25 protein-coding genes and 1 tRNA gene are annotated in these 25884 nt (G+C 56.2%); 20 read left to right on the top strand and 6 right to left on the bottom strand.

What is annotated here, in order from left to right; translation table 11 throughout:
• The first annotated feature begins 122 nt into the window (after positions 1–122).
• The 9 genes from CDI07_RS02155 (at position 123) to CDI07_RS02115 (ending at position 5951) form a co-directional block, all read left to right on the top strand.
• Positions 123–941, top strand: a complete 819-nt coding sequence (locus CDI07_RS02155) for a D-aminoacyl-tRNA deacylase (protein ID WP_088180037.1) — start codon at positions 123–125, stop codon at positions 939–941.
• Between the two features lie 121 nt (positions 942–1062).
• Positions 1063–2184, top strand: a complete 1122-nt coding sequence (gene ftsZ / locus CDI07_RS02150; RefSeq protein ID WP_088180036.1) for a cell division protein FtsZ — start codon at positions 1063–1065, stop codon at positions 2182–2184.
• Between the two features lie 38 nt (positions 2185–2222).
• A complete protein-coding gene (locus CDI07_RS02145; protein WP_088180035.1) occupies positions 2223–2408 on the top strand; it encodes a protein translocase SEC61 complex subunit gamma in 186 nt (61 codons plus the stop codon).
• Between the two features lie 20 nt (positions 2409–2428).
• Positions 2429–2887, top strand: a complete 459-nt coding sequence (locus CDI07_RS02140) for a transcription elongation factor Spt5 (protein WP_088180034.1) — start codon at positions 2429–2431, stop codon at positions 2885–2887.
• A gap of 26 nt (positions 2888–2913) precedes the next feature.
• Positions 2914–3405: a 50S ribosomal protein L11 gene (locus CDI07_RS02135; RefSeq protein WP_088180033.1), complete on the top strand. Its 492-nt coding sequence runs from the start codon at positions 2914–2916 to the stop codon at positions 3403–3405.
• A 79-nt stretch (positions 3406–3484) separates the two neighbouring features.
• Positions 3485–4135: a 50S ribosomal protein L1 gene (locus CDI07_RS02130; RefSeq protein ID WP_088180032.1), complete on the top strand. Its 651-nt coding sequence runs from the start codon at positions 3485–3487 to the stop codon at positions 4133–4135.
• Between the two features lie 5 nt (positions 4136–4140).
• Entirely contained in the window at positions 4141–5160 is a 1020-nt protein-coding gene (locus tag CDI07_RS02125; protein WP_088181522.1) for a 50S ribosomal protein L10, read from the top strand.
• 78 nt (positions 5161–5238) lie between these two features.
• Entirely contained in the window at positions 5239–5556 is a 318-nt protein-coding gene (gene rpl12p / locus CDI07_RS02120) for a 50S ribosomal protein P1 (RefSeq protein WP_014012337.1), read from the top strand.
• A 98-nt stretch (positions 5557–5654) separates the two neighbouring features.
• A complete protein-coding gene (locus tag CDI07_RS02115) occupies positions 5655–5951 on the top strand; it encodes a hypothetical protein (protein WP_145954967.1) in 297 nt (98 codons plus the stop codon).
• A gap of 517 nt (positions 5952–6468) precedes the next feature.
• Here CDI07_RS02115 and CDI07_RS02110 read toward each other — a convergent pair.
• Positions 6469–6544, bottom strand: a tRNA-Arg gene (locus CDI07_RS02110).
• 48 nt (positions 6545–6592) lie between these two features.
• Here CDI07_RS02110 and dcd point away from each other — a divergent pair.
• The 6 genes from dcd to CDI07_RS02080 all read left to right on the top strand — a co-directional run bounded on the left by dcd (position 6593) and on the right by CDI07_RS02080 (position 12618).
• Positions 6593–7063 carry a dCTP deaminase gene (dcd, locus tag CDI07_RS02105; protein WP_088180030.1) on the top strand — a complete coding sequence of 157 codons (471 nt, stop codon included), beginning with the start codon at positions 6593–6595 and terminating at the stop codon, positions 7061–7063.
• Between the two features lie 340 nt (positions 7064–7403).
• Positions 7404–7607 (top strand): archaeal histone HpkA, encoded by a 204-nt coding sequence (gene hpkA, locus CDI07_RS02100; protein ID WP_088180029.1) that lies wholly within the window; start codon positions 7404–7406, stop codon positions 7605–7607.
• A 73-nt stretch (positions 7608–7680) separates the two neighbouring features.
• Positions 7681–8955 (top strand): TIGR04013 family B12-binding domain/radical SAM domain-containing protein, encoded by a 1275-nt coding sequence (locus tag CDI07_RS02095; RefSeq protein WP_088180028.1) that lies wholly within the window; start codon positions 7681–7683, stop codon positions 8953–8955.
• A gap of 74 nt (positions 8956–9029) precedes the next feature.
• Positions 9030–9431 (top strand): toprim domain-containing protein, encoded by a 402-nt coding sequence (locus CDI07_RS02090; RefSeq protein ID WP_088180027.1) that lies wholly within the window; start codon positions 9030–9032, stop codon positions 9429–9431.
• Positions 9428–10822, top strand: a complete 1395-nt coding sequence (gene dnaG / locus CDI07_RS02085) for a DNA primase DnaG (RefSeq protein WP_088180026.1) — start codon at positions 9428–9430, stop codon at positions 10820–10822. The genes CDI07_RS02090 and dnaG overlap by 4 nt, the downstream gene beginning before the upstream one ends.
• A gap of 77 nt (positions 10823–10899) precedes the next feature.
• Positions 10900–12618, top strand: coding sequence for a glutamate--tRNA ligase (locus tag CDI07_RS02080; RefSeq protein WP_088180025.1), 1719 nt, complete (start codon positions 10900–10902; stop codon positions 12616–12618).
• Positions 12619–12648: 30 nt separating this feature from the next.
• Here CDI07_RS02080 and malP read toward each other — a convergent pair whose 3' ends face one another.
• Together malP and CDI07_RS02070 are read right to left on the bottom strand one after the other, a co-directional pair.
• Complete coding sequence (gene malP, locus CDI07_RS02075) at positions 12649–15147, bottom strand: maltodextrin phosphorylase (protein ID WP_088180024.1); 2499 nt, start codon at positions 15145–15147, stop codon at positions 12649–12651.
• Positions 15148–15244: 97 nt separating this feature from the next.
• Positions 15245–17122: a phosphoenolpyruvate carboxykinase (GTP) gene (locus tag CDI07_RS02070; protein WP_193432407.1), complete on the bottom strand. Its 1878-nt coding sequence runs from the start codon at positions 17120–17122 to the stop codon at positions 15245–15247.
• A 226-nt stretch (positions 17123–17348) separates the two neighbouring features.
• Between CDI07_RS02070 and CDI07_RS02065 the strand changes: the two genes are divergently transcribed.
• From CDI07_RS02065 to CDI07_RS02045, 5 genes are all read left to right on the top strand, one after another.
• Positions 17349–18434, top strand: coding sequence for a sugar phosphate nucleotidyltransferase (locus CDI07_RS02065; RefSeq protein ID WP_088180023.1), 1086 nt, complete (start codon positions 17349–17351; stop codon positions 18432–18434).
• Between the two features lie 10 nt (positions 18435–18444).
• Positions 18445–19152: a phospho-sugar mutase gene (locus CDI07_RS02060; protein ID WP_088180022.1), complete on the top strand. Its 708-nt coding sequence runs from the start codon at positions 18445–18447 to the stop codon at positions 19150–19152.
• Positions 19153–19253: 101 nt separating this feature from the next.
• The gene (gene tmk / locus CDI07_RS02055; protein WP_088180021.1) at positions 19254–19877 is read left to right on the top strand and encodes a dTMP kinase; all 624 of its coding nucleotides are present in this window, start codon (positions 19254–19256) and stop codon (positions 19875–19877) included.
• A gap of 239 nt (positions 19878–20116) precedes the next feature.
• The gene (locus CDI07_RS02050; protein WP_088180020.1) at positions 20117–21007 is read left to right on the top strand and encodes an ABC transporter ATP-binding protein; all 891 of its coding nucleotides are present in this window, start codon (positions 20117–20119) and stop codon (positions 21005–21007) included.
• The gene (locus CDI07_RS02045) at positions 21004–22233 is read left to right on the top strand and encodes an ABC transporter permease (RefSeq protein ID WP_088180019.1); all 1230 of its coding nucleotides are present in this window, start codon (positions 21004–21006) and stop codon (positions 22231–22233) included. The genes CDI07_RS02050 and CDI07_RS02045 overlap by 4 nt, the downstream gene beginning before the upstream one ends.
• Positions 22234–22251: 18 nt before the next feature.
• On the opposite strand, the gene CDI07_RS02040 is transcribed toward CDI07_RS02045, so the two are convergent.
• From CDI07_RS02040 to CDI07_RS02030, 3 genes are all read right to left on the bottom strand, one after another.
• Entirely contained in the window at positions 22252–23121 is an 870-nt protein-coding gene (locus tag CDI07_RS02040; protein ID WP_088180018.1) for an alpha/beta hydrolase, read from the bottom strand.
• Positions 23122–23124: 3 nt separating this feature from the next.
• The gene (locus CDI07_RS02035; RefSeq protein ID WP_088180017.1) at positions 23125–24429 is read right to left on the bottom strand and encodes an MFS transporter; all 1305 of its coding nucleotides are present in this window, start codon (positions 24427–24429) and stop codon (positions 23125–23127) included.
• A 93-nt stretch (positions 24430–24522) separates the two neighbouring features.
• Positions 24523–25848 (bottom strand): SLC45 family MFS transporter, encoded by a 1326-nt coding sequence (locus CDI07_RS02030; RefSeq protein WP_088180016.1) that lies wholly within the window; start codon positions 25846–25848, stop codon positions 24523–24525.
• Between the last annotated feature and the right edge of the window lie 36 nt (positions 25849–25884).

Here is a 25884-nt window from a genome sequence, read left to right as displayed (position 1 = left end):
AAATCTTTCATGAAACATCCAACCTAAAACGTAAAACCATCGGTATAAGGTATACAAAGGTAGAATCTCGAACCCGGGCAAAGCCTTTTAATTGTAATGAATATCCCCTCAGGGGTTGCAAAATGAAAGTTGTGATGACAACCAAGATAGACCTTGCCTCGATGAACATTATGAACAAGCTTATCGAGAACTTCGGATTCAAGGAAACGGGAAAAGTTTTCGACGGAAACCCAGTGTACGAGAGGGGAGATACGCTCATACTGACAACGAACGACGAGATGATATACTACGACGGCCTCGACAGGGCCATTGAGGAGCAGCTGGGCTTTGTGCCCGAGATTATAGCCTTTGCCTCCAGACACTCGAGCAAGCAAAAACTGCCGGCACTCACCGTCCACGTGACCGGGAACTGGGGCGAGGGGATATATGGAGGAAAGGACGAGAGCCTCGCGGTCGCACAGCCAGCCGCCATGAAGCTGGCCCTTCTGAAGATGAGTGAACTCAACGACCTCGGCTGGACGGTCTGCTACGAGGCAACGCACCACGGCCCGAGCGAGCTTGAGGTGCCGAGCTTCTTCATAGAGATAGGTTCAAGCGAGGAGGAATGGGTAGTCGACAGGGCGGGAGAGATAATAGCCGAGACGATAATCCACGTGCTTGAGAACTACGAGAAGGCCAAGTTCCCGGTTGCCATCGGGATAGGCGGCGGGCACTACGCACCGAAGCAGACGAAGAGGGCCCTCGAGACCGACCTGGCGTTCAGCCATATAGCGGCGAAGTACGCCCACCCGCTCAAGAGGGAACTCATTCTGAAGGCGATAGAGAGAACCTCCGGGAACGTGGACGCCATATACGTTGATTGGAAGGGCAGCAAGGGCGAAACCAGGCAGATGGCTAGGGCGCTGGCCGAGGAACTGGGCTTGGAGTTCATACGTGACTAAACAATCGAAATCTTTAAAGATGTTAAGCGGGATTTTAAAATCAGCACTCGCCCTTAGCTAAATTTATATACTACCTGCCTACAAAGTGAAACAGATGTTAAATTGCCCGGAGGGTGAAAAGATGCTGAAGCTGATTGAAGACGCTATCGAAAGAACCTCTGCCGACCTTAACAAGGTCCCGGAGGCCCAAATCCCCCAGACCGACATTGATGAGGAGCTTAAGAAGATTCTCGAGCAGATACAGGCCAAGATTTATGTCGTTGGTGTCGGCGGTGCCGGCTGTAACACCATTAACAGGATGATGCAGGTTGGTATTCAGGGTGCGAAGGTCATCGCGGTTAACACCGACGCTCAGGACCTTCTCAAGGTTCGCGCTCACAAGAAGATACTCATCGGTAAGGAGCTGACCAGGGGCCTCGGAGCCGGAAACAACCCCAAGATGGGTGAGGAGGCCGCCAAAGAAAACGAGAGGGACATACGCGATGCCCTTGAGGGCGCCGACATGGTCTTCATCACCTGCGGTCTCGGTGGAGGTACAGGTACCGGTGCCGCCCCGGTGGTTGCAGAGATAGCCAAGAAGATGGGCGCCCTGACAGTCTCTGTGGTCACCCTTCCGTTCACCGTTGAGGGTATAAGACGCATAAAGAACGCCGAGTACGGCCTTGAAAAGCTCAGGAAGAACAGCGACACCGTCATAGTCATCCCGAACGACAAGCTCATGGAGGTCGCCCCGAACCTGCCGATACACATGGCCTTCAAGGTCGCTGACGAGATACTCGTCCAGGCCGTCAAGGGCATCACCGAGCTCATCACCAAGCCCGGTCTCGTCAACCTCGACTTCAACGACGTCCGCGCGGTCATGAAGGACGGCGGTGTTGCGATGATAGGCATAGGCGAGAGCGACAGCGAGAAGAGGGCTTTAGAGGCCGCCCAGCAGGCCCTCAACAGCCCGCTCCTAGACGTGGACATCAGCGGTGCCAAGGGTGCCCTCATAAGCATCAGCGGAAGCGACGTCAAGCTCGAGGAGGCCCAGCAGATTATCGAGCTCGTCACGAGCAAGCTCGACCCCGAGGCTCAGGTCATCTGGGGTATCCAGCTCGATGAGGAGCTCGGCAAGATGATAAGGATACTCATAGTCGTCACCGGCGTCAGCTCACCCTACGCCGTCGCCGAGGAGGAGACCCTCTACTACCCCGAGGAGTCTGAGAGAAAAGTTATTAAGCTCGACCTTGAGGAGCTTTGACGACCCTTTCATTTTCAAAATTTAGCGAGGTGACGAGGGTGGCAACAACCACGGAAAAGCTTAAAAGCTTCTTCGCGGAGTCGCGGAGGGTTTTGATGGTCACAAGAAAGCCGGGAATGAAGGAATTTAAGATGGCAGCGAAGATTACCGGCATCGGAATGATCCTAATCGGCCTCATCGGCCTTGTTATTCGTCTGTTCGGCTACCTCATCACTGGCTCTTGAGCCAGCAACGGGTGATAGAAATGAGCGACAGCAGGATATTTACAGTACGCGTCACCGTAGGCCAGGAAGAGACCACGGCCAAGCTGATATACAGCAAGATTAAAACGTACAACCTGCCCGTGTACGCTATACTCGCCCCGTCAAAGGTGAAGGGTTACATATTCGTCGAGGCGCCCAGTAAGAGCGCCGTTGACGAGGCCATAAAGGGTATACGCCACGCAAAGGGCACCCTTCCGGGCGAGGTTAAGTTTGAGGAGATAGAGCACTTCCTTGAGGAGAAACCGGCCGTCAGCGGCTTCGAACCCGGCGACATAGTCGAGCTCATTGCCGGACCGTTCAAGGGTGAGAAGGCAAAGGTCGTAAGGGTCGACGAAGCCAAGGACGAGATAGTAGTCGAACTCATAGGCTCAATCGTCCCGATTCCGGTCACGGTGAGGGGCGAATACGTTAGACTTATAAGCAAACGCCAGAAGGAGTGAACGGTCAACAGACAGAGGTGAGAAAAATGGCACAGGTTGTTGAGGTGCTCGTTGAGGGAGGAAAGGCTTCACCCGGACCCCCACTCGGTCCCGCCATCGGTCCGCTTGGACTCAACGTCAAGCAGGTCGTTGACGAGATAAACAAGGCTACCAAGGACTTTGAGGGAATGCAGGTTCCCGTCAAGATCATCGTCACCGACCCGAAGAAGAAGACCTTCGAGATTGAGGTCGGTGTTCCGCCGGTCAGCCAGCTCATCAAGAAGGAGATCGGCGCCCCGAAGGGCTCCAGCGAGCCCGGTCACAGCCCGGTCGGGAACCTGACCATGGAGCAGGTCATCAGGATAGCGAAGGCCAAGGTGGACCAGATGCTCGCGGCCGACCTCAAGGCCGCGGCGAAGGAGGTCATCGGCACCGCCCTCAGCATGGGCGTTACCGTCGAGGGCAAGGACCCCAGGGAAGTCCAGAAGGAGATTGACGAAGGCGTTTACGACGAGATTTTCGCCAACGCCGAGGAGTGAGGGAAAAGTTTAAAAATCCCTCTTTTTACGCATTTTTGACTTTTCGTTGCTTAAATCAAAAACGAAAGGAGGGCTGTAAATGGCCTTTGACAGGCAGAAAATCGTGGAAGCGGTGAAGGAGGCGAAGGCCCGGGCTAAGCCGCGCAACTTCACACAGACCGTCGAAATGGCAGTCAACCTCAAGGATATAGACCTCCGCAAGCCGGAGAACAGGTTTAAGCTTGAGGTTGTGCTGCCCCACGGTCGTGGGAAGGAGCCCAAAATCGCGGTCATCGCTGATGGTGCCGTTGCCGAGGCGGCTAAAAAGCTCGGGCTTGATGTGATTAGTGGAGAGCAGCTTGAGGAACTTGCCAAGAGCCCAAGGGAAGCCAGGAAGCTCGCGAAGAACTACGACTTCTTCATAGCGGCGGCTCCCCTGATGCCGAAGATCGGTAGGTACCTCGGTAGGTACCTCGGTCCGAGGAACAAGATGCCGCAGGTCGTGCCGCCGACCATGACCAACCTCGAACCAATAGTGGCAAGGCTCAAGAGGACCGTCAGGCTACAGCTCAAGAACAACCCCGTTGTGCACGCCAGGATAGGAACCGAGGACATGGACGACGAGAAGCTCGCTGAGAACGCCGAGGCAGTTCTCAACGCCATCATCAACAAGCTGGAGCGCGGCGAGAACCAAGTGAAGTCAGTGTACGTCAAGACCACCATGGGACCGGCAGTTAAGGTGGAGAGGTGAGGGAGATGGCCCACGTAGCCGAGTGGAAGAAGAAGGAAGTTGAAGAGCTCGCCAACATCATCAAGAGCTACCCAGTGATAGCGCTCGTTGACGTCGCCAACGTCCCGGCTTACCCGCTCAGCAAGATGCGTGAGAAGCTCAGGGGCAAGGCACTCCTCAGGGTCAGCAGGAACACTCTCATAGAGCTCGCCATAAAGAGGGCCGCCCAGGAGCTCAACAACCCGGACCTCGAGAAGCTCATCGACCACATCCAGGGCGGAGCAGGAATCCTCGCCACCGAGATGAACCCGTTCAAGCTCTACAAGCTCCTTGAGGAGAGCAAGACCCCGGCCCCGGCGAAGCCAGGCGTTGCAGTTCCCAAGGACGTTGTGATTCCAGCCGGTCCGACCTCAATCTCACCGGGTCCGCTCGTCGGTGAGATGCAGGCTCTTGGCATACCCGCGAGAATCGAGAAGGGTAAGGTCAGCATCCAGAAGGACTACACCGTCCTCAAGGCCGGTGAAGTCATCACCGACCAGCTCGCGAGAATCCTCAACGCGCTCGGAATCGAGCCGCTCGAGGTCGGTCTCAACCTGCTCGCGGCCTACGAGGACGGAATCGTCTACACCCCGGACGTCCTAGCGATCGACGAGAGCGAGTACATCAACCTGCTCCAGCAGGCCTACATGCACGCGTTCAACCTGTCCGTCAATACCGCCTACCCGACCAGCCAGACCATCGAGGCAATCATACAGAAGGCCTTCCTCGGCGCGAAGAACGTCGCTGTGGAGGCTGGCTACGTCACCCCAGAGACCGTCGAGGACATCTTTGGCAGGGCTCTGCGTGCAGTCCTGCTCATAGCCCAGGAGCTGCCTGAGGACCTGCTCGACGAGAAGACCAAAGAGCTTTTAAACCAACAGGCACAAATAGCCGTTGCCGCTCAGCCTCAGGAGGAGAAGGTTGAGGAGGCTGAGGAAGAAGAGGAGGAAGAAGAGGAAGCCTCCGAGGAGGACGCGCTCGCCGGACTGGGCGCGCTCTTCGGCTGAACTTTCCATTTCCCTCGTATCCCTGAACAAATCCGTGTGAAATGAATGAAAAAATGAAGATGATTGGAGGTGCGAAAAATGGAGTACGTGTATGCCGCTCTGCTGCTCCACGCCGCTGGTAAGGAGATAACCGAGGAGAACCTCAAGGCCATCCTTGAGGCCGCTGGTGTCAGCCCGGACGAGGCTAGGATAAAGGCCCTCGTTGCCGCCCTTGAGGGCGTTAACATCGACGAGGTCATCGAGAAGGCCGCCATGCCGGTTGCCGCCCCGGTTGCCGTTGCCGCTGCTCCGGCCGCCGAGGCTCCGGCTGAGGCCGCCGCTGAGGAAGAGGAGGAAGAGGAAGAGGAGGCCAGCGAGGAGGAGGCCCTCGCTGGACTCGGCGCCCTCTTCGGCTGAAATCCTTTTCCCTTTTGTCCGCCTTCGGGCGGACACCCAACCACTTTTCTTTGCAGCCATTCGCCACCGTTAAATAACATGAGCGCCATAATTCTCTGGTGGTCTCCATGCCCATAACCCTCGAAAAAACTGAGGGCAAGCCCCTCAACGAGGCCCTCCAGGAGATGGGGATGGCCTCCAAGGTAATGGTTCTGGAGGAGCTCATGACCGTCTACACCGAATGGGTCAGTATGGTGAGCGAGGTTCTCGTCGGCCCGTATGGGCTGAGAAAAAACATCGGCGCCTACCGAGTTGATGCCCACTACAAAATCATGGACACCATGGCAAAGGTCTACGCTACCAGCGAGGCCTACAAAGCGCTTGACGACCTCATAAGAAGCCTGACTCAGGAGTGAGAGGCATTTTCGTATTTTGTAGGTCTATCTTTTATCTTAACCCCATTCGCACCGCCTGTGAAGCAAAGTTTCATCAAAGTTCGTGATTCCTTCGTGAACTGCTATTTGGAAGGGGTTCTCACTTAAATTGGCAGTTGATTTGGATTCATTCCACGAAGGCAACCTTCAATAGGCTCGGCTTTTTTAGCGCTCCCTTGAGTGCGGTATGAATTCAAACGGCGGCTTTAAACCTAAAATCGTTCTCAAGAAACTAACGTTGACAAGGTTGACCAAAAGTTCCTTTTTGTTAGACTGTCGCAAGATAAAGCGTGCACTTCAAAATTTGCCCGTGAAGAGGGTTTAACTTTAAAACAGTCCATTGATCAGGTTTCACTCTTAGTCTGGCGTCCGAAGGACGCCTTGAGAGAGTGAAACGTTGTAAAAGTGGCAATTGGAACATAAACCCACTTGAGAACCCAGCACGTTGTAATTGCACGCCATCTTTCCGTCAACGCTTTGCGTCAGCAAAGGGTTGTTATGGCGGGCCCGGCGGGATTCGAACCCGCGACTACCGGCTCCGAAGGCCGGCGCCATATCCCCTAGGCCACGGGCCCTCGGAAGTGTTTTAAGGGGCGGCAAAATAAAGCTTGCGGTGGTTGGTAATGATGCTCCCGGACTGGAAAATCAGGAAGGAAATTCTAATCGAACCCTTCAACGAGAAGTCCCTCCAGCCGGCAGGCTACGACCTGCGCGTTGGGAGGGAGGCGTACATAAACGGAGAACTGATCGACGTTGAAGGGGCCGGAAAAGTTGTGATTCCCCCCAAGACCTACTCCCTCATCCTGACCCTCGAGCGTGTTAGGCTCCCGGACGATGTCATGGGGGACATGAAGCTCAGGAGCAGCCTCGCAAGGGAGGGCCTCCTCGGCTCGTTCGCATGGGTTGACCCTGGCTGGGATGGCAACCTCACCCTCGGAATCTACAACGCCTCGGATGAAGCGGTTGAACTCGCCTACGGAGAGCGCTTCGTACAGATAGCATTCATCAGACTGGAAGGGCCAGCGAAAAACCCGTACCGGGGAAACTATCAGGGGAGCCAGCATCTCGCGCTTTCAAAGAGGAACTCGAAATAACCAAATCTGCCCATCAACCCTCGTTCTATTTTTGATGACATCCCCAGGCAGATATAAACCAACTCCCATTTTCCAGTGACCGTCCGGCCGATAGACCCCGCTATCACCCGGTTATAGCCGTGGGAAGGCACCATCTGGGTAAGGCCTCCTACGGCATGTTATGCTTTTGTCAGGTTATCTATCGCGGGGAATACTAATGAAAATATTCGGCTGGTCAAGCCGATTGTATCCAAAGGCGCATTGGGCATCTAGTCGACGTAGATGGCTCCGTTTACCGAAAGGTTTATATATCTCCAATTCCTTAAAAAATACCGAAAAACCCTTCCTGGAGGTGTTGTGAATGGCTGAGTTGCCGATTGCCCCGATTGACAGGCTTATAAGGAAGGCCGGTGCCGAGAGGGTCAGCGAGGAGGCTGCCAAGATCCTCGCCGAGTACCTCGAGGAGTACGCCATTGAGGTCGGCAAGAAGTCCGTCCAGTTCGCCAGACACGCCGGCAGAAAGACCGTCAAGGCCGAGGACATCAAGCTTGCCATCAAGGCCTGAAGGCCTTTTTGGCTTCTTTTACTTCCCATTTCCCAACCGTTAGCGTTTTAAGCCCCTTCTCAAGGCTTCAAACATGGCCGAGATAGCCGTCCGAATGACCAAGCGCAACCACAACGCCTTCGTCCATCTCCTCGGCGCCCTGGAGAGCCAGGGCTTTGACCTGAGCGAGCTCCTGATAACCAAGGACTTCAGGGAGATACTCCGGGCGAGGCCAAAGGTGGTTCTGTACTCCTTCTTCACGGAGGAGATATGGGGAAACCTGCCCCAAGAGATCCGCCTCCTGAAAGACATGGGGACCCTTCTCGTCGCGGGCGGCTACCACGCGATAGCGATGCCGAAGCACACCCTCAATCAACTCGGCTTTGACATCGCGGTTATTGGTGAAGGCGAGGAGGTTCTCTACAGTCTCCTGACCGCCCTCAAAAACAGTGGATATCGAGTCACGAAGGAGCTTCTGAACATCAGGGGGCTGGCCTTCTACCTCAACGGCGAGTTCGTCTTTACGGGCTTCGCCAAGGTTGAGGATTTCTGGCGCTTTCCGCCCTATCCCGAGAGCGTTCGCTTGATATCCCCCATCGAGATAACGAGGGGCTGTCCCTTCGGCTGCCACTACTGTCAGACACCATATATCAAGGGACTGAGGATGCGGCACAGGCCGATAGACCAGATAGTCAAGTACTCCCGCAGAATGAGGGACATGCGCTACATAACGCCGAACGCCTTCGCCTACGGCTCTCCAGGGGCGATTCTAAAGTTCAACAAGCTCGAGGCCCTCCTCAGGGCACTTCAGCCCCTTCGGAAAGAGGGCAGAAGGCTCTACTACGGCACGTTCCCGAGTGAGGTTAGGCCCGAGTTCGTCCTTCCGGAGACGCTGGAGCTCCTCATCGACTACGCCGACAACAGAAGGCTGGCGATAGGCGCCCAGAGTGGCGACGATGCAATGCTAAAAGCTATGCACAGGGTTCACAGGGTGGAGCACGTTAAGCAAGCGGTCGAGTACATGCTCGAGTACGGCTTCGAGCCGGTCGTTGACTTCATCGTCGGCCTTCCGAATGAAACGGAGGAGAGCCAGCGCAAGAGCATCGAGCTGATGAGATGGGTAATGGCCAAGGGAGGGAAGGTAAGGGCGCACTACTTCATGCCGCTCCCGGGGACGCCATGGGCACGCTGCAGACCGAGCCCACTGAGCGATGAGATGAAGAAGTTCCTCGGCAGGATGGCGGCTAAGGGGAAGATAGAGGGCTCGTGGGGGATGCAGATTGAACTCTCCAAAAAGCTCCGGAAACTCATGGACGAGTTCTACGAGGAGCCGATGAGCCACACGGTACCCGTGCGCAACGTCTGCTGATGTAGACAAAAAAGCGTCAAAAATCATCCAATAAACTTATAACCCCATTCTTTCGTTACCTAACCGACGGCAATATGTACGCCGAAAACTATAAAAGATTCCTGGAGCTTATAGATAAACTGCGAGAGTTTGAGGGAGCCCTCATCGTGGAGGGCCCGCGAGACGAGGTGGCTCTGAGGAATCTGGGGGTCAGGGCGGAGATAATAAGGCTCTCCCGCCTGCCTTTAACGGAAGTTGCGCTCATCGCGTCATCACATAAAGAGGTCATGATACTTACGGACTTCGACAGAAAGGGCGAAGAACTCGCAAGGAAGCTCCTCCGGTATCTGGAGGGCTATCCCTGCAGGGTTGATTCAGAGACGCGCAGGGAGCTCAAGAGAATAGCAAAGAAGGACATCAAAGGGATTGAGGACCTCTACGGCCTCTACCTTAAGGTCGTCTCCGTTTCTGACCCCCTGTTGGAGGGGATTCGATGAAGAGGAAGAAGACAGTGCTTCACCACATTTTGGCTGAAAAGCAGAAGTTTGAAAAACGGAAAGAAGGTGGTGGTATGTCAGCCAAAGACGAGTTTGGAACCACAAAGTACGTGATATATGCGGAGTTTGAAGCGAACGGAATTGTTGAAAGGCCCGACGTCGTTGGTGCTATTTTTGGTCAAACTGAGGGCCTTCTGGGTGACGATCTCGATTTAAGGGAACTTCAGAAGACCGGAAGGATTGGAAGGATAAGGGTTGAGGTTCACACCAAGGCCGGAAAGACCTACGGAACGATAACGGTCCCCTCGAGCCTTGACAGGGTCGAGACCGCTATCTTGGCGGCTGCTCTCGAAACCATCGACCGCGTTGGTCCGGCCGAGGCCAAGATAAAGGTTCTCCGCATCGAAGACGTCAGGGCGACCAAGAGGAAGTACATAATCGAGAGGGCCAAGGAGATACTCGAGAGCCTGATGGAGCAGGAGATACCGGAAACCCAGGAGCTTACCGAGGAGGTCAAGAAGGCCGTCCGTGCCAAGGAACTCATAGAGTACGGTCCCGAGAAGCTTCCCGCTGGACCTCACGTACCGTTCTCAGACTCAATCATAGTCGTCGAAGGCAGGGCGGATGTTCTCAACCTGCTCAAGCACGGCATAAAGAACGCCATAGCCGTTGAGGGCACCTCCGTTCCGGAGACGATAATCAAGCTCAGCAAGGAGCGCATCGTTACCGCCTTCACCGACGGTGACCGCGGCGGCGAGCTCATCCTCAAGGAGCTCCTTCAGGTGGCGGATGTTGACTACGTGGCAAGGGCACCGGAGGGCAAGGAGGTCGAGGAGCTTACCAAGAAGGAGATAGTCAAGTCCCTCAGGAGCAAGGTTCCGGCAGAGCAGGTCATAACGGAGATATTCTACAAGGGCAGGAACTTCTACGACGTCATCAAGGAAAAGGAGAAGGCAAAGGCCAGGGAGGAGAAGAGGGAAGCCAAACCACCCGCCCAGGCGGTGACTCCAGCGCAGCCGCAGAAGGTTGAGGAGAGGAAACCCCAGCCGGAGCCCAGGAGGGAGGAGCGCATAATAAAACCCATCCAGCAGCCGAAGCCGAGCGAACTCGACGAATTCGGCCAGTTCATAGAGAAGGTCAAGGCCTCCAAGGAGTCAATGGCACTCCTCCTCGACAAGGACAAGAACACCGTTGCGGAGATACCGGTTAGGGAACTCACGAACCAGCTCAAGGAGCGCAAGGACGTCTACGCGGTGGTCTTCAACGGCGTCATAACTCAGAGGCTCATAGACACCGTGAGCGAGAGCGGTGTCAAGTACCTCGTGGGCGCGAGGAAGTACAACGTCGTCAGGCGCCCGATAAACCTCAAGATAGTTACCTTCGCGGAGTGAGCTCCGCACCTCTTTTCTCCCAATTTCTGAGGACTAACTTTATAACTACTCCCGCCTTTCTCCCCCCGGTGAGGAGAATGAACGTGGAGGAGCTTATACTGAAGTACGCGCTCATAAACGCTTACACCCACAAGGGAAAGGCGAACGCCAAGGCGGTGATAGGGAAGGTTCTCGGCGAGAACCCGGAGCTGAGGCCGAGGGCGAAGGAGGTAATTCCCCTCGTGAACGAAATCGTCGAGAGGGTCAACGGCATGAGCATCGAGGAGCAGGAGGCTAAGCTGAGGGAGATTTATCCCGAGTTCTTCGAGGAGAAGAAGGCCAAGAAGGAGGAGAAGAAAGGCCTTCCACCCCTGCCGAAGGCCGAGAAGGGGAAGGTCGTTACCCGCTTCGCCCCCAATCCGGATGGAGCCTTCCACCTCGGGAATGCGAGGGCCGCTATTCTGAGCCACGAGTACGCGAGGATCTACGGCGGCAAGTTCATCCTTCGCTTTGACGACACCGACCCGAAGGTCAAGAGGCCCGAGCCCAAGTTCTACGACTGGATACTGGAGGACCTCGAATGGCTCGGCTTCAAGATAGACGAGATACACATCGCCAGCGACAGGCTGGAGATATACTACGAGTACGCTGAGAGGCTCATAAAGGGCGGAAAAGCCTACGTCTGCACCTGCCCGCCTGAGAAGTTCCGCGAGCTTCGCGACAAGGGCATCGCCTGCCCTCACAGGGAGGAGCCGGTTGAGGTACAGCTGGAGCGCTGGAGGAAGATGCTGAACGGCGAGTACAAGGAAGGCGAAGCCGTCGTCAGAATTAAGACCGACCTCAAGCACCCCAATCCTGCTGTGAGGGACTGGCCGGCGCTGAGGATAATAGACAACCCTGATCACCCGCGTGTCGGTGACAAGTACCGCGTCTGGCCCCTCTACAACTTCGCCTCGGCCATAGACGACTACGAGCTCGGTGTCACACACATCTTCCGCGGCCAGGAGCACGCGGAGAACGAAACGAGGCAGCGCTACATCTACGACTATTTCGGCTGGGAGTACCCGGTTACCGTCCACCACGGGAGGCTCAGCATAGAGGGAGTGATCCTCAGCAAGTCCAAGACGAGGAAGGGAATCCAGGAAGGGAAGTACCTGGGTTGGGACGACCCCAGGCTCGGAACCATAAGGGCCCTCAAGAGGCGCGGCATAAGGCCGGAGGCAATAAGGCAGCTCATCATCGAGGTCGGTCTCAAGCGGAGCGACACGACGATAAGCTGGGACAACCTCGCGGCGATAAACAGGCACATCATCGAGCCGATAGCCAACAGGTACTTCTTCGTGGCCGATCCGATACCCATGTACATAGAGGGCTATGACGAGGAGTTCACAGCGGAGATACCGCTCCACCCCGACCACCCCGAGAGGGGGACGAGAAAGCTCAAGTTCAGACCGGGAGAGCCCGTCTACGTCTCAAGGGACGACATGGAGCTCTTCAAGCCGGGCAGCTTCGTCCGCCTGAAGGACCTCTTCAACGTTGAGATAATCGAGGCGGGCGAAGACGGGATCAGGGCGAAGTTCCACAGCGTCGAGTACGAGGTGGCCAGGGAGCACCGCTGGAGGATGGTCCACTGGGTCACCGAAGGAAAGCCCTGCGAGGTTCTCGTGCCGGAGGGAGACGAGCTGATAGTCAGAAAGGGCCTCCTGGAGAGCGACGCAGAGCTCAAGGTCGACGACATAGTCCAGTTCGAGCGCTTCGGCTTCGTCAGAATCGATGAAGTTGGAGAGAAGGTCGTGGCGGTCTTCGCCCACAAGTGACCTCTTTTCTAAAATTTCAAAGGAGCGGGGCTACTCGAAGCCCCTCCACTTAACCAGTCCAAGCAGGAACCTGTGGGGCAGCTTCTCGTGGTGCGGGTAAACGCGGAGCGCGTAGTGCCAGCAGGGGTCGCCGAGGTGCCTCAGTGCTGTTCCCTCGTAGGTGTAGAGCCACCTGTTTCCGCCGAGCTCCTTCGGGTGCCTCAGCTCGATGATGTAGGGCTTCTCCACGTGGTAGCCCTCAGCCTTGACTCCGTAGTAGAGCTCGACCCTCACATCTTCCGGCGCGAGTCCGTCGAGGTACACGGTGACATCAAAGCCGCTTCTGTCTTCCCTGACCCGGAGGTCCTCTATCACCACGCTGTCCCACGACGCCGTGACGCGGTCCTTCCAAGCGGCTATCTCCTTGGTTCCCCGATAATTCTCGCGGGTGAGCCAGATGTGGTTGCTCATGGCCTTCGCGTAGAACCTGCCGACGTACTCCTTGACCATCCGGTGGGTGCTGAAGCGCGGCGCTATGCTCTTGATGCTCTCCTTCATCATGTATATCCATCTCTCCCTGTTGCCGTAGTAGGTCGGGATTATCTCCCTCTCCAGAAGGTCGTAGAGGGCCTGCGCATCCTTTACATCGTCGGCCTCGGTCTCCGGCTCCGTGCTCTCCTCCCCAACGACCCAGCCGTTCTTGCCGTTGTAGCCCTCGACCCACCAGCCGTCGTAGATGCTCGCGTTGAGGACGCCGTTTAGTCCAGCTTTCATGCCGCTGGTTCCGCTCGCCTCCATCGGCCTGCGCGGCGTGTTGAGCCAGACGTCAACACCAGCGACCATTAGCCTCGCGCTGCCCATGTCGTAGTTCTCCATCACGAATATCTTGCCCCTGAACTCGGGCATCTGGCTGACTTCGTAAACGCGTTTGAGGAACTCCTTTCCGGCCTCGTCCATCGGATGAGCCTTTCCACCGAAGACCAGGTAAACCGGCCTTTCGGGGTCGTTGAGGATTCTCTTCAGCCTCTCAAGGTCAGTGAACAGAAGGGTTGCACGCTTGTATGTTGCAAAGCGCCTGGCAAAGCCGATTATAAGGGCGTTCTCGTCCATATCGGGTAAAGGATCGTCCGTTCCAAGGCGCTCGTTCCGCCTCATGACCTTTCTCCTGAGGAACTCTATGAACTGCCTCTTGGCCTCGAGGTGCGCCTCCCAGAGCTCCTCGTCGGGGATCATCTCAACGGCGTACCAGAGGCCTTCGAGGTTGGTGTGCTCGCGCCAGATCTTGCCGAGGTAGCGGTCGAAGAGCTTCCTCATCTCGTTGTGAACCCACGTCATGGTGTGGATTCCGTTCGTGATGCCCTCGATGGGTATCTCGTCTATGGGAACGTCGGGCCAGAGGTCCTTCCACATGCGCTTGCTGACCTCCGCGTGGAGCTGGCTTACGCCGTTGACGTAGCTCGACGTTCTGATAGCGAGGAGGGTCATGTTCAGCTGGTTGTCCTCCCTGCCGAGCTCCAGCAGCTCCTCCCTACCCTCAAGGAACTTTGCCAGTCTCTTCCTGACCTCATCTATCGGGAACCTGTCGTGCCCCGCCGGAACCGGGGTGTGGGTGGTGAAAACGGTAGTACCCCTCACTATGCTGAGCGCCTCGGTGAAGGTAAGGCCCTCATCCATGTACCAGGCAATCCTCTGGAGGTTTGCAAAGGCCGGGTGTCCCTCGTTGAGGTGAACCACGCCGGGCTCTATCCCGAGGGCTTTAAGCAGTCTCATGCCACCGATTCCCAGGAGTATCTCCTGCTTTATCCTCTTGTCTATCTCCGCGTTGTAGAGGTAGTCGCATATCGTCCTGTCGTCGGCACCGTTCTCCGGTACGTCAGTGTCGAGGAGGTATATCTTTACCCTGCCAACAGTGACCTCAAAGGCTCTCGCGTAGATGATTCTGTCCTCTATTGGAACCTCCACCAGTAGGGGCTTTCCGTCCTTGCCGAGAACGGGTTTAATCGGCATCTCACCCGGCCGGTACTCCGGAAAGACCTCCCTCTGTCTGCCGTCCCTCTCAATTTCCTGCCGGAAATAGCCGTGCTTGTAGAGAAGGCCAATCGCGATGAACGGCAAACCGAGGTCGCTGGCGGTCTTAACGTGGTCTCCAGCCAATATACCCAGCCCTCCGGAGTAAATGGGCAGGCTCCTGCTTATCCCGTACTCCATGCACAGGTACACTATCGGCCTGTCCCACTTGGGGTAGTTGGTGGAGAACCAGGTGGACTGGGGGTTCATGTAGCTCTCAAACTGCTCGGTGACCAGGTCGTAGAGGTTCATAAAATCGTCATCCTTGAGAAGCTCGCGAAGGCGGCTCTGGGGAACGTCGAGAAGGAGCTTGACCGGGTTCTTGTGTTCCATCCAGAGCTCCGGGTCTATGTACTCCCAGAGCTTTGTGGCACGCCGGTTCCAGCTCCACCAGTAGTTGTACGCCAGCTCCGCCAAATCCTTCAGGGGATGCGGGAGCTTCTCCCTGATTACATCCTGGGTACAGGTGTCAAGTTCAACCATGGCAACCACCCGTGTATCATCTTGGGTGATACGTAATCGGCGCGAACCTTAAAAAGTCTTGCCGCTCGGCGTTTGACGAAAAGAAGGGAAGAAAGGCTTACTCCCCCTCGAGGACGAAGGGGCTGACGTAGTCACCGTACCTCTCCCTGGCCTCAAGGAGCCTCTTACGCTCCTCCTCAAGAACCTGGAAGAGCTCCTCCGGAACCTCCCTAACCTGCTCGCGGTAGATCTTCTCGATGCGCTCAATCTTCGCTAGCAGTTCCGGAACCCTTACCGTGAACTGCTTCTCGTAGGCCTCCCTGGTGTACTCCTTGTCCAGAACCTCCCTGAAGAGCCTCGCCAAATCCTCGTACTTCGGAATGTAGCCTATCGGCGTCTCGATGGCGTCAACGTCGCCGTGAACGCGAAGCTCCATCCACTTGAGCCAGACCGCCTTGTCGAGCTTGTGGTTGAGCCAGTTGCCGTTTTCGTCGCGGAGGAAGTAGTTCACCGCAAATATCTTCGGGGCCTTCCTCAGCTTCTTCTCGAACTCAAGGTAGTTTCTGATGTAGTCCCCCAGCGGAACGCTCATGAAGTCCAGGATGGCCATCGGGTTAAAGGCACGGACGCCCTCCTTGCCGAGGGTTGCCGCGGTGGTTTCGCTCTCAAGGGCGGCGCCCATCGTAACGACGCCGTGCTTCCAGTCGAAGGCTTCTCTCACCGGGGGCCAGGTGTCCTTGTCGCGGCCGCCGAATATCATTCCACCAACCTCAACCCCGCACGGGGCTTCGAGGGCCTCCAGGTCAACGTTCGGGAAGTGTTCAAGGCTGACTGTAAAGCGCGCGTTCTTGTGGCTCGGCGGTATCTCGTTTCCTTCCTTGTCTTTCTTCCCGCGCCACCACTTTCCGCTGTGGTTCTCTCCATCGTCCGGAATCGGAACCCCCATCTCGTTCCAGTAGGGCTTCCCGTCCTTGATGAGAACGTTGGAGAAGATTATCTCGACCGGCGAGTGAAGAACCTGCCAAATAATCGGGTCGTCCTCCGGGTTGACGCCCTGGATGATACCGAAGACACCCTTCTCAACGTTCGCTCCCCGAGCAACGCCGTTGAAGGGCATTATGAAGGCCAAATCGTCGCCGACGATGTTCTCCCAGCTTATCATGGCGGTGGAAGTCTTTCCGCACATGCTCGGATAGGCGCCGGTGAAGTAGGTCTTCCTTCCGTTGGGGCCGTTGACGCGCATCAGGAACATGTGCTCACTGAGCCAGCCCTCCCTGACGGCGCGCTGGATGGTGAGCCTGAAGGCGAGCTTCTTGAGGCCTATGGTGTTCCCTCCATACTGGGTGTTAACGGAGTAAACCGTCTCACCAACGAGGTCTATGTAGATGCGCCTCTTATCGAGGTTCTTGCTGGTCTTTCTTTCGTCGAGCTCGCCGGCTGAGTGGACGAAGCGGAAGAATCTGGCCTGCCTTCCGAGGCGTTTGAACTCCTCATAGCCTTTCCTGTAAAGGATGAACTCGGAGTGGGCAACGTAGGCCGAATCGGTGAGCTGAACGGCTGGAATCGTGAAAACCGAGTTCTTCGGTCCAAGGACGAAGAAGCACACGAAGAGCTCCTTACCCCTCATGACGCCCTTCATGAGCTCACGTATCTCCTTCAGCCCCTCGTCCCTGTCCTTGGTGTTGAGGAATGGAATCTCCTTCCCGCCTGGAACGAGGAGCTTGGTGTTGGCCTTGTCCCTGGCCTGGTCGTAGTAGTTGTCGTAGTGGACGGTGTGGTTCGGCGTTTCGAGGAGCTTCTCCTCCCCGTAATAGAGGGCCTTCCAGCGGACGTAGTGCTCGTCCTCTTCACTATCGGTGCAAACGAAAACCTTATCCGGCTCAAGCCATTCGATCCATTCTGCCAAAAACTCGTGGAGTTCGGGATTGTTTATCGCTCTGATTTTCTCAAACTGCTCTTTGTCGAGGAGCCTTTCGAGCCTCTCCAAGGCGTTCATAGTATCGCCTCCGATGGGAGTTGGATTTAAACTTAAAAATTCTTCGTCGTTGTGACCAGCCGAAAGCTCAATTCAGACCTTTTCTTGCCTCAATCCTGCAGAAACAGAGGGTCTGGTTGTCACAACGACAGGTGCGCGGTGTCCAAATTTAGTGACCGATGTCCATCTGCCTACCTCCGGCGCAAAGTATATTAACCAGCGGTGATATAGTCCAGTGGTGCGCGTAATGAAGGCAGTGATTTTGGCCGGGGGCAGGGGAACACGGCTGCTACCGCTGACCGTCTACAGGCCGAAGCCCATGATACCCTTCTTCAACAGGCCTCTGATGGAGTACACCGTCCAGAGTCTCGTGAAGGCGGGAGTTGATGAGGTCTACGTTTTGGTTGGGTACCTCAAGGAGCGCATAATGGACTACTTCGGCGACGGTAGCCAGTGGGGAATCCAGATACACTACTCCAACAAGGACAACGTGAAGCTTGGAACGGCTGGTGCCACCAAGAAGGTGGTTAAGGAGATGGACGATGCCTTCTTCGTAGTCTCGAGCGACGTGCTCACGAACCTGGACCTGAGGGCGTTGTACGATTATCACGTTCAAAAAAAGGCCCTCGCAACGATAGCCCTCTCGCGGGTTGAAGACCCGACCCAGTACGGCATAGCGATAATAAACGAAGATGGCAGGATACTCCGCTTCAAGGAGAAGCCAAAGCCCGAAGAGGCCTTCAGCAATCTCGTCAACGCCGGCATCTACGTCTTCGAGCCGGAGGCGTTTGACCTCGTCCCCAAAGGCAAGAACTTCGATTTTTCCAAGGACCTGTTCCCCAGGATGCTTGAGAACGACCTGGCCCTCTACGGATTCCCGTTCAACGAGTACTGGAACGACGTCGGCAGGCCTTCGAGCTACCTTCAGGCCACGGAGGACGTTTTCCTGGGCAGACTGGTCCTGCCGGGCCTGAGAACCGAGAGCCTCAAGGGGAATCTGGAGTACGGGGGCGCCCTGATAACCGGCAGGCGCTGCGTCCTGAGGCGGCCGGAGGTCAGGGGCTTCGCTGTGCTCGGAGACGACGTGGAAATCGGCAGAAACGTTAAAATAGAGCGTTCGGTGATATTTTCAGGGGCAATCATAGAGGAGGGCGCCGAGATTAGGGAGGCGATAATAGGGGAGAACGTCCACGTGGGCAAGGGCGTTGTTATACAGCCCGGCAGCGTTATCGGTGACAACACGCTCATAGAGGACTTCAGCAAGATAGGCTCCAACGTTAAGATTTGGGTGGAGTCTAGGATCGGTAAGGAGAGTATAATACTCCCGGATTGAGGTGGTGGAAGTGGAAGTGTACTACTCCCAGAGGTTCAACCCTGAGGAGCTCGCCCTTCTTGGAAGGGCCATAGGAACGATATCCCACGGCACGATAATAGTCGGAAGGGACGGCAGGGCGATATCCAGATACGGGAAGCGAGCGATGGTGGTCGGAATCGTCAGCACCGGTTCCACCATAATGGACGTCCGTCTGATTCCGCTGATAGCCCTGAAGGACTTTGCCCATAGAAAGGGGCTTCCGCTGGCGTACGTCTACTACTACGGCGGTGTTCGCGTCTACGTGAGCGGTATTGACAGCGACGAGATAGGGGCGATAATGGAGAGCAAGAGCTTCATCGAGGCTCAGCCCAACGACATCGGGGCGACCGTGTACTATCCCAACGCCCTGGATGACTTCCTCCACGAGGTCTTCAAGTACTACAACTTCCGCGTTGAGGCCAAGGCCCTCGTTGACGCCATGAACACGCCGGCGGTGCTGTTCTTCCCGCGCATGAGCGACCACTTCGGCTTCGAGGTCGAGCTGATAAACGACATGATGACGAGCTATCTCCCGCCAAAGCCCAAGGAAGTCTTTATGCACAAACTCCAGAAGGGGGATTACGACTTTGGACTGCGCTTTAGGCCCGAGGGCATCGTTGAGTTCTACAAGGACGGGGAGGAGTTCGAGTTCGGAAGCATGTGGAAGCTCTTGGACCACATGAAGAAGAACCTTTGAATTTTTGCCCTCCCTTTTAAACCCCTCAAAAATCTTTAAGAGAAAAGCGTTAAAAGGGTAGGGCTCGCTATAATCTTCCGTTCATTTTGGGGGTGACGTCTGTGGGAGCATTCATAGTCATGGAAGGCATCGATGGCGCCGGTAAATCAACCCAGGCAAGGCTTCTGGCGGAGTGGTTTGAGGAAAAAGGCTACGAAGTCGTTCTCACAAAGGAGCCAACGGATACCGCCTTTGGAAAACTGATAAGGAAGCTGGTTCTCACCGGAGGACGTGAGGGTATAATCGATGGCGCCAGGATAAGCCACGAGGCCGAGGCACTTCTCTTCGCCGCCGACAGGGCGGAGCACGTCAGCAAGCTGATAAAACCGGCCGTCGAAGCTGGAAAGGTCGTAATCTCGGACCGCTACTTCTACTCTTCCCTTGCCTACCAGTGGGCAAGGGGACTAGACCTTGAGTGGCTGATCGACCTGAACCGCTTCGCGATACGGCCCGACCTTGTGATTCTCCTCGATCTACCCGTCAAGGAGAGCATGAAGCGCATAAACGGGCGGAGCATAAAGACAGAGTTCGATAAAATAGCGGAGCTCCAGAAGAAGGTGCGCGAGAACTACCTCAAGTTAGCAGAGCGCTTCCCCGAGATGAGGATAGTTAACGCCCTGGCCAGCGTGGAGGACATCCACAACGATATAGTCGCACTGGTTGAGCACGAACTCTTCAAGAAGTGATGGGGTCGGCCAGTGCCAGTCTCTTCATCCGGTAGCGATCCGACCGGTAAACGCTCTTCATCCCCCTTCTTTCCTCGACGGATTCTTTTTAAAACCTTGGCATCAACTCCCTCAGGCCGATGACGAGCGTTAGCCACGCTGAGCGGTGAGGAGAAGAGGGTTAGCCGAGGCCGTTCTGAATCTCAGAATTTCTTGGGGGTTTATATCACATGACGCCCAAATAGAGACTGGGTGAGCCGATGAGAGCCCTTGAGATTAGGGGACTGAAGAAGAGTTACGGGGACTTTTTGGCATTGAAGGGAATAGACCTCACGGTCGAGGAGGGCGAGGTTTTCGCGCTCCTGGGGCCGAACGGGGCCGGAAAGACGACGCTCATAAGGATTCTGGCCGAGGGGCTGGGCTACGACTCCGGTGAGATAGTGGTCTTCGGTGAGCCCCTCTCAAAGAGGACCGCCAGACTGATCGGCTACGCGCCCCAGGCGAGTGTGGCCTACGATCTATTAACCGTGGAGGAGAACCTGCGCTTTTACGCCGACCTATACGACGCACCGAGAGAACGGGTGAAGAAGCTCATTTTGGAGTTCTCCCTGCCCGCGAAGAAGAAAGCCAGGGAGCTGAGCGGCGGCTTTAAGAGACGCCTCAATCTGGCGATAGCACTCCTCTACGAGCCAAGACTCCTCATCCTCGACGAACCTTCCGCCGGACTCGATGTGCCGTCAAGGAGGGAGCTCTGGAGCCTGATCATGAGACTCCGCAAAGAGGGGCGGACGGTACTCCTGGCGACCCACTACATGGAGGAGGCAGAGGCATTAGCGGACAGGGTGGCGATAATGAACGAGGGAAGGGTAATAGCCGTCGGGACTCCGAACGAGCTGAAGTCGTTGGCGGGGGAGGGAAGCGTGATACACGTCGAAGGCATTCTGAAGGGCACTGAACTCGTGAGAAAGGAGTTCCCGAGGACGATAGAGCGCGAGGGGACGCTCAGGATTGGCGTGGAGGAAGCAAAGACCGCCCTGCCGAGAGTCGTCGAGCTGCTCGTTGAAGCGGGGAGCGAGATACGGACGATAAGGGTTGAAGAGCCGACCCTGGAGGACGTTTTCCTGAAGCTCACGGGGAGGGGGCTGAAATGAAGGCCAGAGCCATCAAGGCCATAATCGGCAAGGACTTAAGGGAGACGAGAAGGGAGAGGATGGCGCTCTTCTGGATATTTGTCTTTCCGCTCATGTGGATCACCCTACTAGGGGGAATATGGGGCGGCCACAACCCGCCGATAACCGTTGACGTCGGCGTCGTCTACTTCAACGAGAGTGCCCCCTTCACCGCGGCGGACATCGTTAACGTGATGGAAAACGTGACGATGGAGGGTGTCCACGTTTTCAAGGTCAGACAGTACCCCAACGAGAGCGCGGGGGTAGATGCCGTCAGAACCGGAAGAATCGATGTTCTCCTGGTCTTTCCAAGGGACTTCGGAGAGAACGTTTCGAGCGGTCTGCAGGCAGAGATCTACGCCTACTTCGACAGGAGCGATCCCCAGAACTACCAGATAGTGAGCGGCGTCATCAAGGGCTTCTTCTCCGAGTTTGAGAAGGGGATGACCGAAAGGCGCTTGAACATCACCCTGGGCTACATGGAAAAGTACGTTCCAGCGGATGCAATGGGAAACTTCACAGTGGCTGACCTCGAAAGGTACATGCTCGGACTCACGAATCCACTCGAGCTGGAGGAGAGGGAAGTGAAGGGAGAAGCGCCCTCCGCTATTCAGTTCTACGTCACAAGCTTCATCGGGATTCAGTTCCTCTTCGCCACGATGCTCATGATAGGCTCCGGGACTCTTGAGGAGATAGAACATGGGACGCTGAGGCGCATAGCGGCCTCGCCGGCGACGGCGTGGGACTTCCTGGCCGGAAAGATGCTCTCGACCTTCATCGTCATAACCGTGAGCATAGTCATTGGAATAGTTTACGCAAAACTGGTCTTTGGAGAGACCGTCTTTCCAAGCGCCCTCGGCTGGCTCATAATATTCCTCGCGGCGGTCTTCTCAATGAGCCTCGGGCTGGCGATAGCCATGGGCACGAGGAGCATAAAAGCAACGAACGCGATAGTCAACCTCATCTCGATGCCCCTGCTTTTCCTAGCCGGCATCGTCATCCCAGCGAGCATACTGCCTGAGTGGGCGAAGCCCATAGCGAACTACTTCCCTCTCGGAACGGCGCTGAAGAGCCTTCGCCTGCTGGAGCTCTACCACAGGCCGGCAAGCGAGGTCCTGCCAGACGTTGCGTGGGTCGCAGTGAGCGCCTTTGGAATGCTCCTGATAGCGATACTCCTCTACAACTGGGCGGTAAAGAGGCTTGAATGAGGAATAAAGAAAAGCTAGCTAACCCATCCACTTCCCGAGGAACTCCCCCACTTTCCCTTTCCATTCCTCCGGGTGGAACTTTATCGTCCTCACGTGGGGGGCATCGGTAACCCAGAGCTCAACGTCCGGGTTTATTTCCCTGTTTTTCTCGTAGAACTCCCTGACCTCGTCGACCATCACCAGCGGGTCTTTCTCCCCCGCTATGAGGAGGAGGGGTTTTCTGACCCTCTCGGCGTACTCTATGGGATGAATCTCTTTCCCGCCGCTGAAGAGCTTCGTGAGCGGCCTGACGAATATGTGGAGCCACTCGGGGAGCTTTGCAAAGTATCTGAGTCCCCTGGCACCAGTCCTGTCGAGGTACATGGGCGGACTGTCGGCAACGCCGCAGCAGATTCCCTCGACCTCGGCGAGGGAGCGTATCGTGACTATGGCACCCATGGAGAAACCCACAAGCCCTATCCTCTGGGCGCGTTCGGGGTGGTTCTCCCTCAGCCACGCTATGGCTGCCCTGGCATCGAGCAGCTCCCTGTCACCGACCGTTGTGTACTTTCCTTCGCTCTTTCCGTGGGCCCGAAAGTCAAAGGCCAGAACGTTGTAGCCCTCGCTGAGGAGGAACTCTATCGTCGGTCTCATGTACAGCTTCTCCCACCTGCTCGCGGTGTAGCCGTGGAGTGGGAGAACGGTCTTATCGCTTCCGTTGTCCACCCACCAGCCCCTCAGCTTCAGGCCGTCCTCCGTTTCGAAGGTAACCTCTTCATAATCGAAGCCGAGGTCCTTTGGGGTCCAATCCCCGACGAGACGAGGCGGCGTTATCATCTTGTAGGCAACGAAGGCCGAAAAGGCAAGAAAAACAAGGAGAACAATGATAAAAACGCCAACCCACGTCATGCCTCAACCCTCCGCGGTCACGTCCAGGTTCCGCATGCGCCATATCATGGGCATCGCGAGGAGAACCATCAGGGCCCCGATGGGGAAGAGAACCCTGTAGTTCTCCCCGGTCAGGTCAACAATGGCGCCACCCAGGACTCCCGCGAGGAGAAGCGGCAGGGCACGGGTGGCCTCGAAGAAGCCGTAGTACCTGCCGGTGAAGGCCTCCTTTTCGAAGCGGGTCAGCAGGTCGCCGATTACCGGGTACGAGGCCGCCATCAGAATTCCCCATCCCACTCCCGCCAGCCCGAGGGCGATCACTATCTCGGTTCTGCTCGTCACGAACCATCCCCACAGCTGGGGCAGGGCAAAGATAACGCCGCCGAGGACTATGCTAAGGCGCCTCCCGAGCCTGTCGTAGATTATTCCCCCCGGCAGTGCCCCCAGGAGAACCGTGACGTTGAAGAGGGCCATCAGGTAGAGGCCCAGGGAGGTCACCGCCTTTATGTTCTCCTCGCTCGCCGAGCCGTACAGTATGTAAGCGAGTATGCCGTAGAGGAAGATGGCTATGAACTCAAAGCTCATCCACCAGAGTGTTTGAGCGGCGTAGAACTTGAGAAAATCGCGGTTCTCGACGATGCTTTTGAGATAGTCCCAGAGGCTCTCATCCTCCACGATCTCCGGCGCTTCGGGCTCCTTGACAATGAAGTACACGAAGAGCGCCGCGCCTATCAGGAACGCCGCGGTTACGAGGAACGGAACCTTGAGGTAGGGCGTCTGGGCCAGTGCCTTTATTCCCTCACTCTCCCCGGTCTCGGCCACGGCCTTCGCTATCAGGAACCCCGCCAGACCGAAGAGGAAGAGGTTGCCGGCCCATTCGAGGAGTGTTATAACGCCGCTGGCCTTCCCGCGGTGACCGCTCTCAATCGTGTCGGGCATCAGGGCGCGGTACTGGGCGGTGTAGAGGTGCATCGAGAGGTAGAAGAATCCCAGAACCAGCGCAAAGCCCCACAGGGGTGCCTCCATGACGTAGGAACCGTATATCATGAGCGCCGCGATGCCAGCGAGAACTCCGCCGGCCATTATGAATGGCCTTCTCCGTCCGTGCTTTGATTTAAGCGTATCGCTGTAATAGCCGAGGAGAACTGGAATGAACAGACCGATGAAACCCTCAACGGCCAAAATCGTTCCCTTAATGAAGGCCGAACCGGTGTAACTGGAGAGCAGAGGGAAAGACAGACCTTTGTTGAGAGCCCAGCCGGTGCTCCTGCTGAACCCGAGCAGGGCAAGGCCCAGAACGGTGCCCCATTTGAATCCCTTACCCTTCATGGTTTCACCCCCTTATTTTGACACCGTTATGTCAAAAGGAAGTTTTTACGTTTTCGGTTCAAAGGGCTAAAAACTGTAAAAAATGAAAGGGCATCAGTCCATGTCCGGAACGTAGTCCAGTGCCTCTCCCTTACGCCGGACGATGTCTCCACGCCTGACGAACTGCATCGCTATGGCCGCCAGGATGAAGAAGGCTATTGAGAACGGTATCAGCGTCCTGTAGCCGATGAGGTCAAGGAATGCTCCGGCCAGCGGGGGCGCGACGAGGTTTGCCGCCTGGCTGAAGAAGTAGTAGAGTCCCGTGTAGCCTCCGAGCTTCTCCTCGGTCGTCATGTCAACGACCATCGGCAGGGAGTTCACGTTGACCATCGCCCAGCCCATGCCACCTACGAAGAACAGCCCCATGAACGTCATGACCACGGGGTCCGAGAGGGAACTTGATTCCGGTTTCTGACCCTCGCCGACGAGATACGCTCCCACCAATATTCCTATGATTATTATAAGGCCGAGGGTTATGGTTCTCCTCCTGCCCAGCCTGGCACCTATGAAGCCCGCGGGAATCGCGAATATCATGAAGCTCAGGGAGAACAGCCCGAGCATAAATGCCCCCGTGCTCTCCTCGATGCCAAGGTAGTACTTGGCGTAGCTAGTGAAGAAAGTCTCCAGGGAGTTGAAGGCGATGAACCAGAGGAATATAGCAAGGAGAATCGCGAGCAGGCTCCTCTCATGGCTGGCAAAGACGTCCTTGAGGTTATCCTTGAGCTCGCCGAAGCTCTTGTGGGAGGTTTCGGCGAGGAGCTTCCGTATGTTGAGCTTCTTTCCTGGGACGCGGTACTCCTCCGGCTCGGGGACGAAGAGAACGACAAGAAGGTTGGCCAGGAGCATTATGGCGGCGCCGAGGTAGAACGGGTAGGCGTAGTTCATGTCGTAGAGGGCCTTGCCGCCGAAGTAGGCCAGCAGGGCTCCAAGGCCGCCCATGAAGTTGATTATCCCGTTGGCCTGGGAGCGCTTCTCGCTTGGGGTTATGTCGGGCATAAAGGCAACGACAGGGGAGCGGAACAGTGCCATGAAGAAGTTCATGAAGATTATCGTTCCCATGAAGAGGGCGAGGCTCTCATACATCCTCGAAATCGGTATGAGCGCAAACATTATCGCTGCAGAGGGGGCACCCAGGAGGATGTAGGGCTTCCTACGCCCCAGCCTTGTGCGCGTCATATCGCTCAGCGCGCCCAGGAACGGGAGCAGCAGGACCGCGAACAGGTTGTCGATGGTCATTATGAAGCCGGTCACCGTCTTGCTGAGGTGGAAGGTGTCCTGCAGGAATATCGGCACGTAGGCGTTGTACAGCGCCCAGATTATGCTTATTCCAAAAAAGCCAAAACCGAGGAGGAATATCCTGCTGTACTTGAACTCTACCATGTTCATCACCCTACTATTTTAGTCCTCAATGAACTA

It is taken from the genome of Thermococcus sp. 5-4 (assembly GCF_002197185.1).
GTDB classification, from domain to species: Archaea; Methanobacteriota_B; Thermococci; order Thermococcales; family Thermococcaceae; genus Thermococcus; species Thermococcus radiotolerans.
The sequence above is the reverse complement of the archived record's forward strand: the minus strand, read 5'-3'. Positions and strand labels throughout refer to the sequence as shown.

Bases quoted from the DNA above. Each gene is read 5' to 3' on its own strand.
- CDI07_RS02155 (WP_088180037.1), top strand. From the start codon at position 123: ATGAAAGTTGTGATGACAACCAAGATAGACCTTGCCTCGATGAACATT.
- ftsZ (WP_088180036.1), top strand. From the start codon at position 1,063: ATGCTGAAGCTGATTGAAGACGCTATCGAAAGAACCTCTGCCGACCTT.
- CDI07_RS02140 (WP_088180034.1), top strand. From the start codon at position 2,429: ATGAGCGACAGCAGGATATTTACAGTACGCGTCACCGTAGGCCAGGAA.
- CDI07_RS02135 (WP_088180033.1), top strand. From the start codon at position 2,914: ATGGCACAGGTTGTTGAGGTGCTCGTTGAGGGAGGAAAGGCTTCACCC.
- CDI07_RS02130 (WP_088180032.1), top strand. From the start codon at position 3,485: ATGGCCTTTGACAGGCAGAAAATCGTGGAAGCGGTGAAGGAGGCGAAG.
- CDI07_RS02125 (WP_088181522.1), top strand. From the start codon at position 4,141: ATGGCCCACGTAGCCGAGTGGAAGAAGAAGGAAGTTGAAGAGCTCGCC.
- rpl12p (WP_014012337.1), top strand. From the start codon at position 5,239: ATGGAGTACGTGTATGCCGCTCTGCTGCTCCACGCCGCTGGTAAGGAG.
- dcd (WP_088180030.1), top strand. From the start codon at position 6,593: ATGATGCTCCCGGACTGGAAAATCAGGAAGGAAATTCTAATCGAACCC.
- hpkA (WP_088180029.1), top strand. From the start codon at position 7,404: ATGGCTGAGTTGCCGATTGCCCCGATTGACAGGCTTATAAGGAAGGCC.
- CDI07_RS02095 (WP_088180028.1), top strand. From the start codon at position 7,681: ATGGCCGAGATAGCCGTCCGAATGACCAAGCGCAACCACAACGCCTTC.
- CDI07_RS02090 (WP_088180027.1), top strand. From the start codon at position 9,030: ATGTACGCCGAAAACTATAAAAGATTCCTGGAGCTTATAGATAAACTG.
- dnaG (WP_088180026.1), top strand. From the start codon at position 9,428: ATGAAGAGGAAGAAGACAGTGCTTCACCACATTTTGGCTGAAAAGCAG.
- CDI07_RS02080 (WP_088180025.1), top strand. From the start codon at position 10,900: ATGAACGTGGAGGAGCTTATACTGAAGTACGCGCTCATAAACGCTTAC.
- malP (WP_088180024.1), bottom strand. From the start codon at position 15,147: ATGGTTGAACTTGACACCTGTACCCAGGATGTAATCAGGGAGAAGCTC.
- CDI07_RS02070 (WP_193432407.1), bottom strand. From the start codon at position 17,122: ATGAACGCCTTGGAGAGGCTCGAAAGGCTCCTCGACAAAGAGCAGTTT.
- CDI07_RS02065 (WP_088180023.1), top strand. From the start codon at position 17,349: ATGAAGGCAGTGATTTTGGCCGGGGGCAGGGGAACACGGCTGCTACCG.
- CDI07_RS02050 (WP_088180020.1), top strand. From the start codon at position 20,117: ATGAGAGCCCTTGAGATTAGGGGACTGAAGAAGAGTTACGGGGACTTT.
- CDI07_RS02045 (WP_088180019.1), top strand. From the start codon at position 21,004: ATGAAGGCCAGAGCCATCAAGGCCATAATCGGCAAGGACTTAAGGGAG.
- CDI07_RS02040 (WP_088180018.1), bottom strand. From the start codon at position 23,121: ATGACGTGGGTTGGCGTTTTTATCATTGTTCTCCTTGTTTTTCTTGCC.
- CDI07_RS02035 (WP_088180017.1), bottom strand. From the start codon at position 24,429: ATGAAGGGTAAGGGATTCAAATGGGGCACCGTTCTGGGCCTTGCCCTG.
- CDI07_RS02030 (WP_088180016.1), bottom strand. From the start codon at position 25,848: ATGGTAGAGTTCAAGTACAGCAGGATATTCCTCCTCGGTTTTGGCTTT.